Raw genomic sequence first — 15,951 nt, 5'->3', positions numbered from 1 at the left:
TGCCTACCCAGTGACGGCATCGGGATGGTGACAGAGGGACTTGTACCTTGTGGAGACTATGACACGGCGATCGATTCCTAAAAGGAGGTCTGGATGTTGAAATGGATCCTGCGGATCCTGTTACTGCTCGCCCTGGTAGGGGCGGGATTTTTGATTCATGATCTGACCCGGTCGGTGGAGATCCCTGAGATGAACGTTCCGGGAAAGTTAGCCAGTGCATATGTGGAAATCGCAAAGGAAAGCGATATCCCCTGGCCTTATCTAGCCGCTGTGGACGAGGTGGACCAGGGTTATCAAGAAGTCACCTCCAAGAGCATCCGCCAGACAGCGGCTCGCATCCGGGAAGCGGCGGGAGAAAAACGTCCCGGTGAAAAGGGAGCGAGGCGAGCGATAGAACAGCTTTTTCCCACTGAAAAGAGAGAAAAAATCCTCCGTCTGGCGGAGTCTTACACTTGGTCGGCTGCTCCCTTGGGAGAAAATTACGCTTTCCCCTTTAAAAAAGGGGCGGAGGTTTCCTACGGAGATACCTGGGGGGCTAGCCGCAGCTACGGCGGGGATCGGACCCATGAAGGGACCGATATGATGGCTCCGAAAGGGACACCTGTCCGCTCTGTCAATGACGGCCGAGTGGTGGCGAAAGGATGGAACGAGCTGGGCGGATGGAGGTTGACGATCATGGATGGGGATCATCCCCAAATTTCCTTCTACTATGCCCACCTGTCCCGTTATGCCGACGACATCCAAACCGGCGCGAAGGTGAAAAAAGGCCAGGTGATCGGATACGTCGGTGACAGCGGGTACGGTCCAAAGGGGACGACGGGTCAGTTTGCCCCTCACCTTCACTTCGGTATGTATGTACGGGAAAGTACATTTTCACCGACCCGGGAAGCGATCAACCCTTACCCCTTTTTAAGGGTGTGGGAAAAAGAATAACCAAAAGCCGTCGGATCCGAGCATCCGGCGGATGGTTTTGTCCTTCACCTTCTCCTCTCCGCCTGGCGGCGGGCGATTTGGCGCAGCCGTGCTCCTGAAATGCCTGGGTACCCTTGAAGACCATACCGCCGGGAGTGTAATTCACCTCATAGATCCAAATCCTTCCTTTGGGTTCGGTTCCCAGATCGACCCCGAATTCCCACCACTTGGGTTGGTGGTGGCTGATGACGCGAGTGGCCCGGACGGCGATTTCCTCCAGTGCGCGGATCATCCGCTCGAATTGCGCGTCGTTCAAGCTCAGATCTTCTTTCAACAGATCCTCAACCCCTGTTGTGACGGTTATATTCCGGCAAATCGGGGTAAGGTGTCTCTTGTTTTCATCGCCGCATGAAAAGCCCACAGTCTGGAAAACTAATGGTGACTGGCAGAGAGAGGAGGTTCTTAGATGATCGAACAAAACATCCCCGAAAAAATGGGTGGAACCATCGCCGGAATGACCGCCACCTGTGGAGCCGCGTTTCGGCAGATGCCTGAAGAGCTGGCTCGGATCACCGCTTTTGTGGAAGCGGAGATGAAGGGACAGAATCTGCCGAATGCGCCTTCTAATCGGGACGAATTTATCGCCACCACCTTTGCCCGCATGTACCCCCTGGTTTTATCCTCGGATGAATGCCGTCAGGCCGTGGAGAACATGATGAAAAAAAGCGGCGTCGGTGATGGCTCCGCTCTAAAGCTTCGGGAGGGAAACCCCCAATATGCGATCGGTCCTGAACGGGCCCACGCGATGTATATGACCGGCAATGCGGTGATGGGTGCCATCCTGTTGGTGACCGCCGGCGAAACGGAACGTCCTTTGACAACGGATGAAGGGGTTCAATACGATCCCACCAATTGATGAACACATAGGAGAGGCCAACCGCGCCAGGTTGGCCTCTTTTCCTTAGGCAGCTTTTGTTTCTTCTTTGCTCCGTGTCGGGGATAACACCCGTTGCTTCGTCCATATCGTGGGTCACAAAGATGAAGGTTTTGCCGAGCGACTGCTGCATGCTCAGCTCATCGGGATAAACGATATTTCAGCCTGGTTGCCGTTTTCTTATTTCATTCTTCGCCTGGCGGGTTTGTTTAGCGAGGCCTGGGGGCCTGTTTGTCGATCTTGTGAAACTGTCTGGCTGAGAGCTACGTTGATTCTTTCGAACCGTCTCATCGAAACTCCCATACAGGTTCGATTCAATCATGTATGATGGAGACCGGATCGGGCGAAAGGTCTGTTCAATCTTAGAAAAAGGGAGAGGGTTGAAATTAAACGTATCGTGGCCTTAGCGTCGGTATTTTTGCTGGCGGCGGCTCTGATACTCCCTTCGGCAATGGCCGACTGGGATCGGCCGCCGGCTGACGGAGAAATCATCGTCAAATACAAAGAACGTACACCGGCTGGGGTTTTGTCCACTCTCCATGAAAAGGTGGATGCCCACCTGTTGGACCGGAATCAACGGCTGGATTTTGATGTGGTGCAAGTGGAGAGTGACCTGATAGAAAAGGTGTTGGAGGCTTATCAGAACAACCCTTACGTGGAATATGCCGAACGGAATATCACCTTTCATGCTTACGGGGCCCCGGATGATCCCCAGTACTCCCGGCAATGGGGGCTTCGTCAAGTGAAAGCTTCTTCCGCCTGGGAGATAACCCAAGGGGAGAGCGGGGTGACAGTGGCCGTCTTGGATACCGGTGTCGACTACAAGCACCCGGACCTGTCGGACAAGGTGCTCAGAGGCGCGGATTATGTGGAAGGGGACGGGGACCCGATGGATGAAAACGGACACGGGACCCATGTGGCTGGAACCGTGGCGGCTTCCACCAACAACGGAACTGGTATCGCGGGGATGGCGCCCGGGGTCAACCTGTACGCTGTACGTGTCCTGGACGAGGAAGGGAGCGGCAGCCTGGATGATGTGGCCAGCGGGATCGTAGACGCCGTCGATGCAGGTGCCCAGGTGATCAACCTGAGCCTCGGTGCAACAAAGGGCAGCGAAACCCTGCAGAATGCGGTGCAATACGCGAAAAGCCACGGAGCGCTGGTGGTTGCGGCAGCCGGCAATGAAGGGGAGAGCACCCCCAGTTATCCGGCCTTCTACGAAGAAACCTTGTCTGTTGCGGCTATCGATAACAATGATGAAAAAGCCGACTTCACCAACTACGGCAAGTGGGTGGAAATAGCCGCACCAGGGGTGGACATCGTCTCCGCGGTACCTGACGGGGGGTACCGCACCTTGAGCGGCACCTCGATGGCGACTCCCTATGTCTCCGGGGTGGCGGGTCTGCTCGCATCCCAAGGACGAAACGCCTCCGAGGTTCGGGCTGCCATCGAAAATACAGCGGATTCGATTTCGGGGACAGGTGTATATTGGTCCAAGGGAAGGATCGACGCCGCGGAAGCGGTCCGATATTAAAAAAGAGTCAGACGGCGTTCCGACCGTCTGACTCTTTTTAGGGTTGCGATGTGAATGTTACCCCGGTTTTTGGTATCCTTTGCAGAAGGAAAGGTTACGCTTTTTTCTCGGTGGCTATACCTGCCTTTTCTTGATATTGAAACCAACAGTCGTTCAAAATGCGGATCTGTCTTCGATCCTTCCCGTGAAAAGCTCGTTGCAGTTGTTTGCAAAGCCAGTAAGGCATAAGTAAGCCTCCCCGGAGGAGAGTGGATTACTAGGATCTTATGAAGGGAGATGGGGATCTGTGAATCCGGATCAACCGCCGGGTCAAACTCCGGTTCAACCAGGAGATGATACGGGGCTTCAACAGTGGGTGGAGTCGGTATCCCTTCGCTGGTTTAAAAAACCTTTTCGTCACCAGGCTCGGTTCAATTCTCGCCTCAGAACCACCGGTGGCCGTTATCGATTGGCCGATCACGGCATCGAAATCAGTCCCAAACACCTGGATCAATTGGGTCCGGAGGTGGTCGAAGGGATTATCCGGCATGAATTGTGTCATTACCACCTCCATCTCCAGGGAAAAGGATATCGTCACCGCGATGCTGATTTTAAACGATTGTTAAAGGAGGTGGACGGGCTCCGTTACACACCGCCCCTTCCCGGTGCCTCCCATAGGCGTCCTTACCGCTACGCCCTCCACTGTCTTCACTGTGGGCGCACTGCCTACCGCAAAAAGCGGATGAATCCCGACCGCTACCGCTGTGGGGCTTGTAAAGGCCCCCTGGAGCTGAGAACGCTGTAAATTTTGAACGGAGAGCCTATTCCCATCGTCGGACCTATGGTAATATTCGAACAAGGGGTTTTCATGCCATTTTAGGAAAACGTTTTCCTTAAGAAAGGGGATGACGATGAACAGACGTCCGATCAAATGGATAGGTGGTGTGCTCGCCGCGGTTATGGCCACCTCCGGAGCGGCAGCTCCTGCAACGGCGGCTGAACCGGATCGATTAACCCGTTCCACCGAAGAAGATTTGGACCAGAAGCGTTATGTGACCGCGGGAGACCGGGCCTATGTGATCGGTTCTGCTGATGGTGGATTTCCAGCTATGGGCTGGCACATCCGCGGCGAAATGGGCGGGGTGTGGACCCACCCGATCAAGTTGCTGGATGGATACTGGTTTTCACTGAACGGGGAGTGGCTTTCCGGTGCAAAGAAGTTTACCACGGGTACCGGGACCACTCGCATGGATTATCCCCAGGTCGATGGGTTGGAAGTGGAGCGTCTGCAGTTTGCTCCGACAGACGAGCCGGTGGTGGTGACAGGACTGACGATCCATAACCCGGGAGAAGAAGCGCGATCGGTCCGGCTGGGTATGGACCTGCGCAGCGAACTGATGGCCGCCTACCCCTGGGAGTCGAGCCAACCGGAGAACGCCAAGGAAGCGAACGGTCCCGATCAGGGGTCCTATGACGAGAAGCGGGGGATCGTCACTTTCCGGGAACCCGGCACGGACTGGGTGGCTAAGGTCGGTTTCAGCAGTCGGCCTTCTTCGCACAGCCTCGGTGACTCCTATTGGGGACCCGTGAACGACGAGGAACGGAAGCGCCACACCCAATTCGGCAATGGCAACGGAGCACGTCTGGGCTGGGAGTGGGAGATCCCTGCCGGCGCTGAGAAGACACTCTGGTTTGCCGTGGCCGGTTCCAACGTATCCGAAACGCAAGCGGATCGCGCGTTAAAAGCAGCGCTACAGCATCCTCGGCTCCTGCTCAGTAAAAAAGTGAAGACGTACAGCCAGTTGTTGGACCGAACGGAAGTGGATTTGCCCCATCCCCAGTTGGAAGCAGCTTTTGACTGGGGGAAGTTAAACCTGGCGGATCTCAGGATCACGACACGTGATGTTCGCGTGCGGGATGTGAAACAAGGGACCGCTGATCCGGAGTCGGGAAAACGGTTCCGGGAGTTGACTGGAATCGGGGCCGGATTTCCCGATTATCCCTGGTTTTTTGGTACAGACGGTGCCTACACCGCCTATGCGTTGATCGCATCGGGACAATGGGAGACGGTAGTGGAGCATTTGCGCACCATTCGGGATGTTTCCCGGGCGGTGAACGGGAAGAGCGGCAAAGTGATCCACGAAATGACCACAGATGGCGCGGTTTACTTCGGTACCAATGAACAGGAAGGAAATACCAATGAGACGGCACAGTTTGCTACCGCCGTCGAGCTGGTGTGGCGTTGGACCGGAGATGATGGTTTTCGGGATGAAATGTACCCCTTCATCAAAGATGGGATGAAGACCATCACTTCCCGACTGGATCGAGATGATGACCAATGGCCGGAAGGGCTGGGCATGGTGGAGCGTCCGGGGATGGGATCAGAAAAGTTGGATGTGACCGCTTATACCTGGCAGGCGCTCCAAGCCTTGAAGCGGATGGCGGACAGCAAAGGGGATCGGGACACCGCCCGTTGGGCCGAGACGAAAGCGGATAAGATGGCGGTCAACCTAGTGTCCACCTGGTGGATGAAATCAGAATCCCTGTTTGCTGATTCCCTCTGCAATGAAGGAGACGGCCAAGATGCCAATGGAGACAACGTTTGCATAGAGGGGAAAAAACAATTGCAGCAGCGTCATTGGATCAATGCCGTGCCGATGGAAACCGGGATGGCTTCCCTTGCGCAGGCGATTCCGGCGTTGAATCGGTTGGAGTCCGACACCTTTACCGGTACCACGGGTTTGTATCATACCGGCAAGGGGGGAGGGCCAGATGGAAAAGGAGAGCTGAAAGTGTGGAGCCTTCCCAATTCTGTCATGGCTCATGCGGAGGCCAACTATGGCCGGTTGGGGGATGATCAGGCGCTCAAGTATATGGAGCAGATCGCTTCTGAACTGGATGTGGAAATGCCCGGTGCCTTGACGGAGGTTGCTCCCAGTCCGGAGTACGATCCCTTTACTGACTTCCGGGATCGGTTTATGTTTATGCAGGCTTGGTCCGCCTACGGGGTGCAATGGCCGGTCGTCCATCATTTCCTCGGTGTACGCCCCGATGCTCCTCAACGACAGATGGCGGTGCTGCCAGATATTCCAGAATCTTGGCCAGGTTTATCCGTCCGCAACCTGCGGGTGGGCGACGGGAGGATGGCTATCACCACTAAAAAGAACGACGAGCGGTTTACCACCCGCGTGGAACAGGCCCCGCCGGGATGGAAGCTTATCCTGAGTCATGTTTTGCCCCAGGGAGCGGAGGTACAAGCGGTCACCCTGGACGGAAAACAAGTGGATTACGATGTCAAGAACACCAAGCGTGGCCAAGAAGTGACCGTACAAACCAGCACCGGCAGCCAACATACCTTGGTGATCCATACTGAGTGACAAGGATCTATGTAAGAAGGAAGGGGAAAGTCCCTTCCCTATTTAGCGATCTTTTTTCCTTCTGAAAACCGACAAGATTCCCCTGCGATCCAACTGTGCTTCCACCCGGGACAGGTCTTGGCGGAGCTGACTCAGTTCATGAGCCATCCTGCGGTTGCGGTGATCATGCTGTTCTTCCCCCACCTGGTGAAGGCGCTGCATTTCCTGTTCCAATCGGGGCAGTCCCTGTTGAATATGGCGCAGTTCTTGGTCCAGCCGCCTTTCCTGTTGACCTGCTCGCTCTTCATCCACTGTCTGCATACGCTGGATCTCTTGTTTCAACTCTTCCATTCTTCGGCGGGTTCGTTTTTGTTCCTCCATCATATCCTGAATCAGCGTGTTTGTCTGGTTCAATTCCTCGATCACCTGCTTCAAGTCGAGGTCCCTTGGCACTCCATGGTCGATCACACTGAGGGGGATCGATCGGGTCTTGCTCAACATCGCCTCGATCCGATCCATGCTGTACCCCGACTGATACATCTCCTGCACCCGTTGGACGACAGGCAGGGTCTCACGGGAGATGTAGTAAACCCGCCCTTCCATATGGATTTTAAAAAAATGGCCGTGGGATTTGATGTATTTGCGAATGGTGGGGTCGGGAATGCCGGTGATTCGCTCCGCTTCCGGGATCGTTACCCACTTCTTCATATGTATCCATCCTTTCTGCACATCAGAATCTCATATTTAGTTATGTCCGCGATGACAGCGGGGCACTCCATTCACCAACTGGAAAATGGAATAAAAAAAGACCCGCGCAGAAGATCTGCGAGAGTCTATCATCACCATTCATCCCTATGCCGCTAACCCTCCATATCCGTCCGTCGGGCTGGGCGAAGCCAGGGTCGGAGGAGCCGGCTTTCGTCTGCCGCGCCCGATCCCAGAAACACTCCGGCGGAGATGAGGAGAAACCCGGCGATCTGGGAGGCATAGATCGACTCCCCGAGAAAGAAGAAGGAACCGATCAGGGCAAAGAAAGGAGTCATATTGGTAAAAATCGCTGTATGGCCTGGGCCCAGCCGGTGGATCGACGAATTGTACACCACATGTCCCAACGCGGTGGCGATCAGGGAGGAGGCGAGGAAAACCAACCAGATCCATCCCGGTACGGAAGGCAACTCCATCAGGCCCCGGGGTTGGAGAAACAGGCTGATGATGAAGATGCCCACCGGTCCCAGCAGGAACATGAGGCAGGTCACCTGTTTGGCGTCCAGGGAATCCGTCACCTTTTTAATAAAAATAAAGCTGAGCGCCTGGGTCGCCATCGCACCCAGCACCCACAAGTCCCCCACCAGGTGATTCCCTAAATTCCCACCGCGCACCACAACAAATACCACTCCCAGCATTCCGAGAAAAATCCCTGCCGCCCGGGTTCCGTTGATCCGCTCTTTCAGAATCAAAGCGGATAATAGGCTGGTGGACAAAGGCAGCAAGCCCAGAATCAGAGCGGCGTTGGTGGCGGTGGTTTGTTCCAGGCCAAGGGCCAGGCAGGAGTGATGACCCACGACGCCGAACAGAATGGCACCTGTAAGGTAGCGCCATTCGCCAGATACCGGTCGACGCCATTCTTTGCGCCACCATACGAAGCCAAACAAAGCGAGGCCCGCCAGACAAATCCGGAGGGATTGCATCGTCAGGGGAGACAGGTATTGCACCAACACCTTCAGGGCAACCGTGTTCAATCCCCAGACGATCATATTGACCGTCATCACTGCATAAACCACATTTTTTGACATGAAACACCCTCCTCCCCCGGATCGGTCTTTGGTTTATCCTTCGTTTATCGAAAAATATGCATATAGAATCGATTGTACTTCTTTTCTCGGCAGTCGACAATGGGATGATTTCGGTTTCCGAAAAAAATCCCGATCCGTTACAATGGAGAGGAGATCTGTTGTGAGGGGGGGAAGTATGGACTTAAATCGTTGGTTTGAAAAAGGCATGAAAGGTTCGGAATATCGGGAATCGATGAAGGTGAACCGGGAAGGACTGGAGAAAATTTACGAAGAATTTCGCCTGTCAGAGGAAGCCCGCGCTTATTTTGAATCCCTGGCGCAGAAAAAACTGCGGGCGGTGGTTCTGACAGCGGACTGGTGTGGCGATGCGATGTTGTGTGTGCCGATTATGATGCGCGTCGCCGAGGTGGCGGACATTGACATGCGATATCTGATCCGAGATGAAAACCTGGAGCTGATGGACCAATATCTTACCAATGGAAAATCCCGCTCCATCCCCATCTTTATCTTTATTGATTCCCAAGGTCGAGAACAGGCGGTCTGGGGCCCTCGCTCCCCGGAAGTTCAGCGTCTGATCGATGAAATACGGGGCGAGATGCCACCTGAGGATGATCCCGAATTTAAAACGAAGCAGAAGGAATTGTACCGAGGATTTAAAGAGCGGCTCTTGGAGGAACCAGAGCTGTGGCAGACGGTTTCTCGCAGTGTGGAGGAACGCTTTCGAGAACAGTTGGGTGCCTAATGCGGGTCCCGTAGTCGGTATCTCCCAGAAGCACGTTTAAGCAGATGAAACCCATCGACCCGAGGGAGAATCAGCGTGCAAGGGCGGTTAAAGGCAAAACATCCTTCAATTTGTAGGACGATGGGGCGGGGCCGATCGCCCTTCTATGTCGTATGCCATGGCAAGGAAGGAGACTGATGTCTAGAGGGAACGGCGTGTGGGGTATACGACCTTCTCCGCACCATGTAGATAAGCGAAAGAAAAAGAACCGAATGACCGAAGGAGGAGAACCATGGAGAGCAGTCAAATGCGCGTCGGTTTCATCGGATTGGGGATCATGGGTCGATCGATGGCTCGAAATTTATATCAGGCCGGTTTCCCTGTCACGGTCTGGAATCGAACCGCCACCCGGATGGAAGAGGCGAAGAAGTGGGGAGCCCAGACAGCCAGCTCACCGAAAGAGGTGGCTGCCGTCAGTGATGTGGTGATCACCATCGTCGGAGATACCCCCGATGTGCGGGAAGTGGTGGAAGCTCCTGGCGGCGTGCTCGATGGGGCAATGGAAGGCATGATCCTGATCGATATGAGTACCATCTCTCCCGATACCACCCGGGAGCTGGCCGACCGTGCAGCGGAAAAAGGGGTGCGCATGTTGGATGCCCCCGTCAGCGGCGGGGATGTGGGCGCCCGGGAAGGAACTCTGTCGATTATGGTGGGTGGCGATGCAAAGACCCTGCAGGAAGTGACCCCTCTATTGGAGACCATGGGGAAAAATATCATCCATTGCGGACCGGTAGGAGCAGGTCAGACTGTAAAAGCCTGCAATCAGATCATGTGTGGCCTCAATCTGTTGGGAATGGTGGAGGCGCTCTCCTTCGCCAAAAAAGCCGGTGTCGATCTGGAGACGATGATCCAGGTGACCACACAGGGAGCCGCTGGTTCCTGGGCCCTTTCCAATCTGGCGCCCCGGGTGGTGAAGGGGGACCTCGACCCTGGTTTCTCCGTCCGCTTTCAACAGAAGGATTTGCGGATTGTCCTGGAAGAGGCGGAACGACTCCAACTGCCGCTGTTGGGAACCGCCCAGGTCAGCCAGCTCCTCCGCTCTGTGCAGGCCCACGGCGGTGACGAGGATGGCACCCATGCCTTGATCACCGCTCTGGAACGCCTGGGCAATGTAGATATCGTCCCTGATGAGCAGGACTGATGTTTCGCGGCCTTTGTCACCAGAAAAACCCTCCAATTGCCTTGGCTACTGGAGGGTTATTTTTCGTCAAGCTCCGATATACCGGGCCACGAGGGAGCGGGCCAGGGCAGGGTCATCGGTTCCTTGAACCAGGATGCGCCCGTCGGGAAAAAGGACGAGGCGGTGGTCCCCATCGACCTGAGCCCGGAGCAAAAAGCGGTTTCGTTCCACTTTTCCCAGCGGAGAGAGGGTTGCTTCTAATTGTTCCAGGTCGAGGGGATGGGGCTTTGCTGGGGAGATCTGTACCGTATCGCGCCCACACAGGGAGACAGCGCTGTCTGATCGATCGGGAGCTTCCAAAAACTGATAGCGGTGTTGGCCGCAGGCGGGGCAATCATCCCGTTTTTGGCCTTGGAGAGCGGCATCGTGATTGTGCCACAACTCGAAATGACGCAGGTGGGGGTTGAGCGCCTCCATATCTCCCACCAGCAATTTAAGGGCTTCCGTCGCCTGGAAGGCGGCCACCACTTGGACGGCCGGGCCGATCACCCCGGCGGTGTCGCAGGTTTCCGCCGTCCCCGGAGCAGGGCTGTCGGGAAAAAGGCAACGGAGACAAGGGGTTATTCCGGGGCGAATGGTAAACGTCATCCCCCGAGAGCTGACTACACCGCCGTAAATCCAGGGAAGGCCGTGCTTGACGCTTACATCGTTGATAAGGTATCGGACGGCGAAGTTATCTGTCCCGTCTAAGATCACATCGACGCCGGTCAGCAATGATTCCGCGTTGTTGGCGGTCAAGTCCGCGACGTGGGACTCTAATTCTGTTTGGGAATTGATCGCGGTCAGTTTCTGCTCGGCGGCAATCGCTTTGGGGATCCCTTCTTCGGCGTCCGCTTCGTCAAAGAGCATTTGTCGTTGCAGGTTGCTCGGCTCGACAAAATCCCGATCGATCAGCCGGACATAGCCGACGCCGGCCCGCACCATGTGGTGGGAAAGGGCGGTGCCCAGAGCGCCTAGCCCGACGACCGCGACACGGGAATGAAACAGGCGATGTTGTCCTTCCTCACCGATCGGGGGGAAGAGCATTTGTCTCGAATAACGGGTGGAGTTCGCGTTCACAGGTCTCGCCTCCTCAAAAATCGATAAGGGCGTTGGTGTAAGATCGGTCCCGATAGTCCGGTTCCGTCCCTGAAAACCGGTGGACTGTGTTAAAATGAACGAGAAACCGTACGGAATTCAAGGGATCAAGCGTTCTGGGAGGAACGAGGATCCCAGGGTCCCGTCTGGGGTCCTTTCCACATGGATCCATCCTCCCAAATCTCTTTCTTCCAAATCGGGACGATCTGTTTCAACCGTTCGATCCCGTAACGGCCGGCTTCGAAGGATTCGGCGCGGTGTGGTGAAGCGACGGCGATCAATACGCTGATCTCACCGATGGCGAGATGCCCGGTTCGATGCGCCATCGCCACCTGAACCTGGGGCCATCGGTTTTGGATTTCTCTTACGATCTCCTCCATTTTTTTAATCGCCATCGGAGCGTAGGCTTCGTATTCCAGGGAGACCGTCCGCTGTCCTTCGGTATATTCCCGGACGGTGCCGGCGAAGGTGAGGACCGCCCCGGCGTAGGGATTTTTTACTGTGCGAATCAGTTGGTCAGCCGACAGAGGTTCTTCCGTGACAAAACAGACAGGCGGGTCGCTTGTTTCTTCGCCACCGCTTACCGGCGGAATCAAGGCGATCTCGTCTCCAGGCTGGATGGCCGACTGCGGCAGGGCATATTCCTGGTTGATAGCCACCATACACTGTCGGATCAAGGGGGCAGCATCGGGGTATTCCTGTTCCAGCTGGTGAGTCAATTGGTCCACGGTGGCCCCTTCCCTCAGTTCGAGCTGGACGGTGGATTTCCCGACAGCATCGGCCACCCCGGCAAATAACAGAATATGTACTTGCACGAAATAACCTCCTTTCGATGAACCGAAGAGATCGGATTTGTTTATAGGGTAACCGAATCAGCAGAAAGCTGCCAGTGTTTGACGGCGGATTCCAATCGTGCGAAGGGACAGGGGGAAAAGAAAGCATGGGGAACGTCAATGTGAGCGATGTCACCTATATGGTCTTTGAACTGATCGTCAAACAATTGGAGGAGATGCCGGAAGAGGAGCGTTTGATCCAGCGAGTGGAAGTGGTTTCCTCGGGCTTGGAAGTGGCCTTGAAAAGCGGAGAGGCCTACCGGATCAATATTACCCCGTTGGACTCGACGGGGGAGGAAAAGGAGCGGATGGCCATGACGACTTCGGAGAGGGCGACGGAAGTGCGAATCAGTACAGAGGACTGGGATGAACTGGTTCACCGTTGTGATATGATGATCCGGTTCCTGGAGTACGATAAACGGAAAATGGAGGAGCTCTCTACCCTTGTTCCTGATTTTCCGTGGGATAAACGTTCCCAGATGATCGACGATTTATTGACCCAATTGCAGGAGGTACTGGCCCGAATCGACCCAGGTGACTGATCCGGTTGTGGGGATAGCCGTCTATTTATATACTGATAGACGGATGGAGGAAAGCTGTACCACTTTAGGGAGGGAAGTGTTTTGGAAACCAGTGTCAGTCGGTCCCACGCCGGGTTGATGACCCGGGTCTTTTCTTGGATGTTTGCCGCGCTGTCATTGACTGCGATCATTTCTGCGCTGCTTATCGGAAACGACCAGATGGTGCATTATTTCTATGAAAATGTCGGGGTGTTGTACGGGCTCTTTATCGCCGAACTGGTCCTGGTCTTTTTCTTGGCCGCCCGGGTGCACCGGATGGCGGTAGGAACGGCCACCTTCGTCTTCTTCCTGTATGCGACGCTAAATGGGGTGACGCTGACTCCCCTGGTCTATCTCTACACCGCTGAGTCCCTGGCCACTGTCTTTTTTGTCACCGCAGGCATGTTTGGTGCTTTCGCGCTGTACGGTGCCGTGACCAAACGGGATCTCTCCCGAATGGGCAACATCTTGATCATGGCCCTGATCGGGTTGATTCTAGCCAGCATCGTCAACTGGTTCCTGGGAAGCTCCACCCTGTATTGGGTGATCACTTACCTGCTGGTCATCGTTTTCTGCGGATTGACCGCCTTCGACATTCAGAAGATCAAAGCGATCCGCGACGAGCAGATGGACGAGGACACCCATACCAAAACCGCCATTCTCGGTGCGCTCACCCTCTACCTCGATTTTATCAACCTGTTTATCCTGTTGCTGCGCATTTTAGGCAACCGAGATTAAAGGGAAAAACCACTATCCAATCACCCAATGAGAATCAAGCCACTTCAAGCCGGTTTCCCACTGAGGCTGAGGTGGTTTTTTAGTCCGGTTTGCCGGTAGTTACAGCAAATAAAAATCAGAAATAGCCCCCTTTCCGGTTGGTGGAAAGGGGGCTTTCTTTCCTTTTACTCTGTGGGCGGCTCTTTTTCAGCGGGAATAGGAGACGGAGTCGTCATTCTTGAGGGAGTGGACGTTGTTGGTTTTGCTCTCTTTGGGGGGCTTCCCATCGGATAAGGTGCGCTGGATGCGTTCCCTCAGCTGTCGGGTTTCCTGTAACATCCTCCATCCATCATAAATTTTATTGATGTGTTTTTCGACCCGGGAGGTTTTGTTTTCATTGATAATTTGATCCAACAATTGCTCCATCATGTAGACGATTCGCTCCTCACGGCTTTGCAGCCCGAGAATGATTGTTTCGCGGTCGGTTTGGCTGAAATCCATCCAGTTGTCCTCCTTTAGGCTTCATTCTTGGGTTAAGGATTCAGCTCCTTCATGTTTTATTCTACAGCAAGATCGCAGCAAACAGGAAAAAAAGAAGCCGATGGATAATCTTTCTCCCCTTGAAAGAAATGGTGGTTCCATCGGTCTTGTTTCAAGATGAAAGGGAATTTAACTTTTGGAAAGAGCCTGGACGGTTTCCCTCAGGATCGCTGCAAATTGGGTGCGTTCTTCCGGGGTGCCCACGGTGACGCGGAGGCAGCGGTTCAGCGGGGGGGCTCCCGGTGTTCGGACAAAGACACCCCGTTCCCACAGCGCTTCTCGCAGGGAGACGGCACGTTCTTCTGAACCCACGTCGATGGCGACGAAATTGGTTGCGGAGGGGTAAGCGGTAAAGCCTAAGGATTGGGCCAGTTCTTCATACTCCCGCCGCCCCTGTTCCACACTGGCGACTACCTTTTGCACAAAGTCGGAGTCCTGCAAAGCGGCAAGCGCCCCTGCCTGAGCGATATGGTTCACGCCGAAGTGGTTGCGGATTTTATCGAAGGCGCGGGCGATCTCCGGATGGGTCAAGGCATAACCGATCCGGGCTCCCGCCATTCCGTACACTTTGGAAAAGGTGCGGGTCCGGATAATTCCGCGATCGGAAGGATCGATGGGGAGGTCGGCCGACTTCGGGGCGAATTCGATATAAGCCTCGTCTAGAACCAGCAGGCAGTCGGCAGGGAGGCTGGCTCGGAAGTCCGCCAGCTCCTCCGCGGAATACCACGTGCCGGTTGGATTGTCGGGGTTGGCTAAATAGACGATCCGGGATCCGGTTTTGACCGCGGTTTCAGATAGGCCCTCCAAATCGTTTTTTCCCTTTTGATAAGGGACCTCGTGTATGATGCCACCGAAGCCTTCCACATGGTAGTTAAAGGTGGGATAGCCGCCGAGAGAGGTAGTGACGCCGTCTCCCGGGTTTAAAAAGGCGCGGGCGATCAAGCCGAGCAGCTCGTCAATCCCGCTGGCGAAAACCAAATGATCGCCGTCGACGCCGTATAAGCGGGCCAGCTCTTGGCGGAGCGGATAACAGTGAGCGTCCCCGTAGAAGTTGCTTTCGGCTGCTGCCTGGGCCATCGCTTCACGGGCATGGGGGGACATGCCGAAGGTGCTTTCATTGGCCCCGAGACGGAGCTGGAGGCGGGTGCCTGTTTTTCGCTCCAATTCTTCTGGAGGCACGAAGGGAACGGTGGGGGGCAGACCAGCTACCACCTTGGAAAAGGGAGGTTTTTCAGGCATGGGCGGCGCCTCCTTTCTCCATCGGCTCCTTTAAGGGATGATGAACGAGAGAAAAGTGATTCACAATGGTTGTGATAGTGTGCATGGTCTCACCTCTACCTTTGGTCTTTATGTTCTACGGTAACAAAATTCCGAATAAAATCCCAATCTTTTTACTATGTGAGCCTTTTGCAAAATGGCTTTCTGGTTCAATAAACCAGAATAACACTCAGGGAAACCAGTCTTTCACTTTCGCAAACTACTAAAGTGATATGGGCATACGGGCAGAATTTTGGAGATTCTCTTTTTAAGCTACTTCTTTGGAAGCCTGGGTTTTCTTAACAGCCAGCGCGGTCGCTAATAAAACGATGGCATTCAGGTACACGTGGGTGGTTCCCTTCGAAATCCCGCAAACATGAAGATCGTTCGTCGTGAGGTTTTCTTTTAATCGACCGTTACATCGTTCCACGCTCGTCCGTTCATCGTAAAGCTTTTTCCAGTTGCGCGATCCCCGATGCGGAAGGGAAAAACGCC

Annotated in this window: 17 protein-coding genes and 2 pseudogenes; 10 read left to right on the top strand and 9 right to left on the bottom strand. The window is 54.7% G+C overall.

Features of this window, described 5'->3' with window-relative positions; translation table 11 throughout:
- The first annotated feature begins 96 nt into the window (after window positions 1-96).
- On the top strand, window positions 97-933 hold the full coding sequence (locus BLP91_RS10010; protein WP_176757931.1) for a M23 family metallopeptidase: 837 nt from the start codon (window positions 97-99) through the stop codon (window positions 931-933).
- Here BLP91_RS10010 and BLP91_RS10005 read toward each other — a convergent pair.
- The gene (locus BLP91_RS10005; RefSeq protein ID WP_342670290.1) at window positions 893-1,333 is read right to left on the bottom strand and encodes a YheC/YheD family protein; all 441 of its coding nucleotides are present in this window, start codon (window positions 1,331-1,333) and stop codon (window positions 893-895) included. The two genes, BLP91_RS10010 and BLP91_RS10005, sit on opposite strands and share 41 nt — an antisense overlap.
- A 45-nt stretch (window positions 1,334-1,378) precedes the next feature.
- Here BLP91_RS10005 and BLP91_RS10000 point away from each other — a divergent pair, with 45 nt between their 5' ends.
- Both BLP91_RS10000 and BLP91_RS09995 read left to right on the top strand, forming a co-directional pair.
- On the top strand, window positions 1,379-1,828 hold the full coding sequence (locus tag BLP91_RS10000) for a hypothetical protein (protein WP_091570368.1): 450 nt from the start codon (window positions 1,379-1,381) through the stop codon (window positions 1,826-1,828).
- A 415-nt stretch (window positions 1,829-2,243) separates the two neighbouring features.
- Window positions 2,244-3,380, top strand: a complete 1,137-nt coding sequence (locus BLP91_RS09995; protein WP_245662228.1) for a S8 family peptidase — start codon at window positions 2,244-2,246, stop codon at window positions 3,378-3,380.
- A 94-nt stretch (window positions 3,381-3,474) separates the two neighbouring features.
- Here BLP91_RS09995 and cmpA read toward each other — a convergent pair whose 3' ends face one another.
- Window positions 3,475-3,606, bottom strand: a complete 132-nt coding sequence (cmpA, locus tag BLP91_RS09990) for a cortex morphogenetic protein CmpA (RefSeq protein ID WP_091570366.1) — start codon at window positions 3,604-3,606, stop codon at window positions 3,475-3,477.
- A gap of 60 nt (window positions 3,607-3,666) precedes the next feature.
- Between cmpA and BLP91_RS09985 the strand changes: the two genes are divergently transcribed.
- Complete coding sequence (locus tag BLP91_RS09985; protein WP_091570363.1) at window positions 3,667-4,164, top strand: SprT family protein; 498 nt, start codon at window positions 3,667-3,669, stop codon at window positions 4,162-4,164.
- 106 nt (window positions 4,165-4,270) lie between these two features.
- Entirely contained in the window at window positions 4,271-6,736 is a 2,466-nt protein-coding gene (locus BLP91_RS09980; protein ID WP_091570361.1) for a glucosidase family protein, read from the top strand.
- A gap of 42 nt (window positions 6,737-6,778) precedes the next feature.
- Here the strand turns inward: BLP91_RS09980 and BLP91_RS09975 are convergent, their stop codons facing one another.
- Complete coding sequence (locus BLP91_RS09975; RefSeq protein ID WP_091570358.1) at window positions 6,779-7,423, bottom strand: MerR family transcriptional regulator; 645 nt, start codon at window positions 7,421-7,423, stop codon at window positions 6,779-6,781.
- Between the two features lie 152 nt (window positions 7,424-7,575).
- On the bottom strand, window positions 7,576-8,508 hold the full coding sequence (locus tag BLP91_RS09970; protein ID WP_091570355.1) for a DMT family transporter: 933 nt from the start codon (window positions 8,506-8,508) through the stop codon (window positions 7,576-7,578).
- Window positions 8,509-8,683: 175 nt separating this feature from the next.
- On the opposite strand from BLP91_RS09970, the gene BLP91_RS09965 reads away from it, so the two are divergent.
- The 3 genes and pseudogenes from BLP91_RS09965 to BLP91_RS17285 all read left to right on the top strand — a co-directional run bounded on the left by BLP91_RS09965 (window position 8,684) and on the right by BLP91_RS17285 (window position 10,433).
- On the top strand, window positions 8,684-9,250 hold the full coding sequence (locus BLP91_RS09965) for a thioredoxin family protein (RefSeq protein ID WP_091570353.1): 567 nt from the start codon (window positions 8,684-8,686) through the stop codon (window positions 9,248-9,250).
- 262 nt (window positions 9,251-9,512) lie between these two features.
- Window positions 9,513-10,007: pseudogene (locus BLP91_RS17290) on the top strand (NAD(P)-dependent oxidoreductase); the annotation flags it as partial.
- Complete coding sequence (locus tag BLP91_RS17285; protein ID WP_281220544.1) at window positions 9,993-10,433, top strand: NAD(P)-dependent oxidoreductase; 441 nt, start codon at window positions 9,993-9,995, stop codon at window positions 10,431-10,433. The pseudogene BLP91_RS17290 and the gene BLP91_RS17285, both read left to right, overlap by 15 nt.
- 66 nt (window positions 10,434-10,499) lie before the next feature.
- Here BLP91_RS17285 and BLP91_RS09955 read toward each other — a convergent pair whose 3' ends face one another.
- Window positions 10,500-11,498 carry a ThiF family adenylyltransferase gene (locus tag BLP91_RS09955; RefSeq protein ID WP_091570584.1) on the bottom strand — a complete coding sequence of 333 codons (999 nt, stop codon included), beginning with the start codon at window positions 11,496-11,498 and terminating at the stop codon, window positions 10,500-10,502.
- A 158-nt stretch (window positions 11,499-11,656) separates the two neighbouring features.
- Window positions 11,657-12,364: a molybdopterin converting factor subunit 1 gene (gene moaD / locus BLP91_RS09950; protein ID WP_091570347.1), complete on the bottom strand. Its 708-nt coding sequence runs from the start codon at window positions 12,362-12,364 to the stop codon at window positions 11,657-11,659.
- A 125-nt stretch (window positions 12,365-12,489) separates the two neighbouring features.
- On the opposite strand from moaD, the gene BLP91_RS09945 reads away from it, so the two are divergent.
- Both BLP91_RS09945 and BLP91_RS09940 read left to right on the top strand, forming a co-directional pair.
- The gene (locus BLP91_RS09945) at window positions 12,490-12,924 is read left to right on the top strand and encodes a hypothetical protein (RefSeq protein ID WP_091570344.1); all 435 of its coding nucleotides are present in this window, start codon (window positions 12,490-12,492) and stop codon (window positions 12,922-12,924) included.
- Between the two features lie 81 nt (window positions 12,925-13,005).
- On the top strand, window positions 13,006-13,680 hold the full coding sequence (locus BLP91_RS09940; RefSeq protein ID WP_218119246.1) for a Bax inhibitor-1/YccA family protein: 675 nt from the start codon (window positions 13,006-13,008) through the stop codon (window positions 13,678-13,680).
- Between the two features lie 186 nt (window positions 13,681-13,866).
- Here the strand turns inward: BLP91_RS09940 and BLP91_RS09935 are convergent, their stop codons facing one another.
- The 3 genes and pseudogenes from BLP91_RS09935 to BLP91_RS09925 all read right to left on the bottom strand — a co-directional run.
- Window positions 13,867-14,160: a hypothetical protein gene (locus tag BLP91_RS09935; RefSeq protein WP_091570341.1), complete on the bottom strand. Its 294-nt coding sequence runs from the start codon at window positions 14,158-14,160 to the stop codon at window positions 13,867-13,869.
- Between the two features lie 168 nt (window positions 14,161-14,328).
- Entirely contained in the window at window positions 14,329-15,438 is a 1,110-nt protein-coding gene (locus BLP91_RS09930; protein WP_091570339.1) for an aminotransferase class I/II-fold pyridoxal phosphate-dependent enzyme, read from the bottom strand.
- A gap of 286 nt (window positions 15,439-15,724) precedes the next feature.
- Window positions 15,725-15,951 (bottom strand): annotated as a pseudogene (locus tag BLP91_RS09925) (transposase); the annotation flags it as partial.

The organism is Melghirimyces thermohalophilus (assembly GCF_900102685.1).
Lineage (GTDB): Bacteria > Bacillota > Bacilli > Thermoactinomycetales > DSM-45169 > Melghirimyces > Melghirimyces thermohalophilus.
The sequence above is the reverse complement of the archived record's forward strand: the minus strand, read 5'-3'. Positions and strand labels throughout refer to the sequence as shown.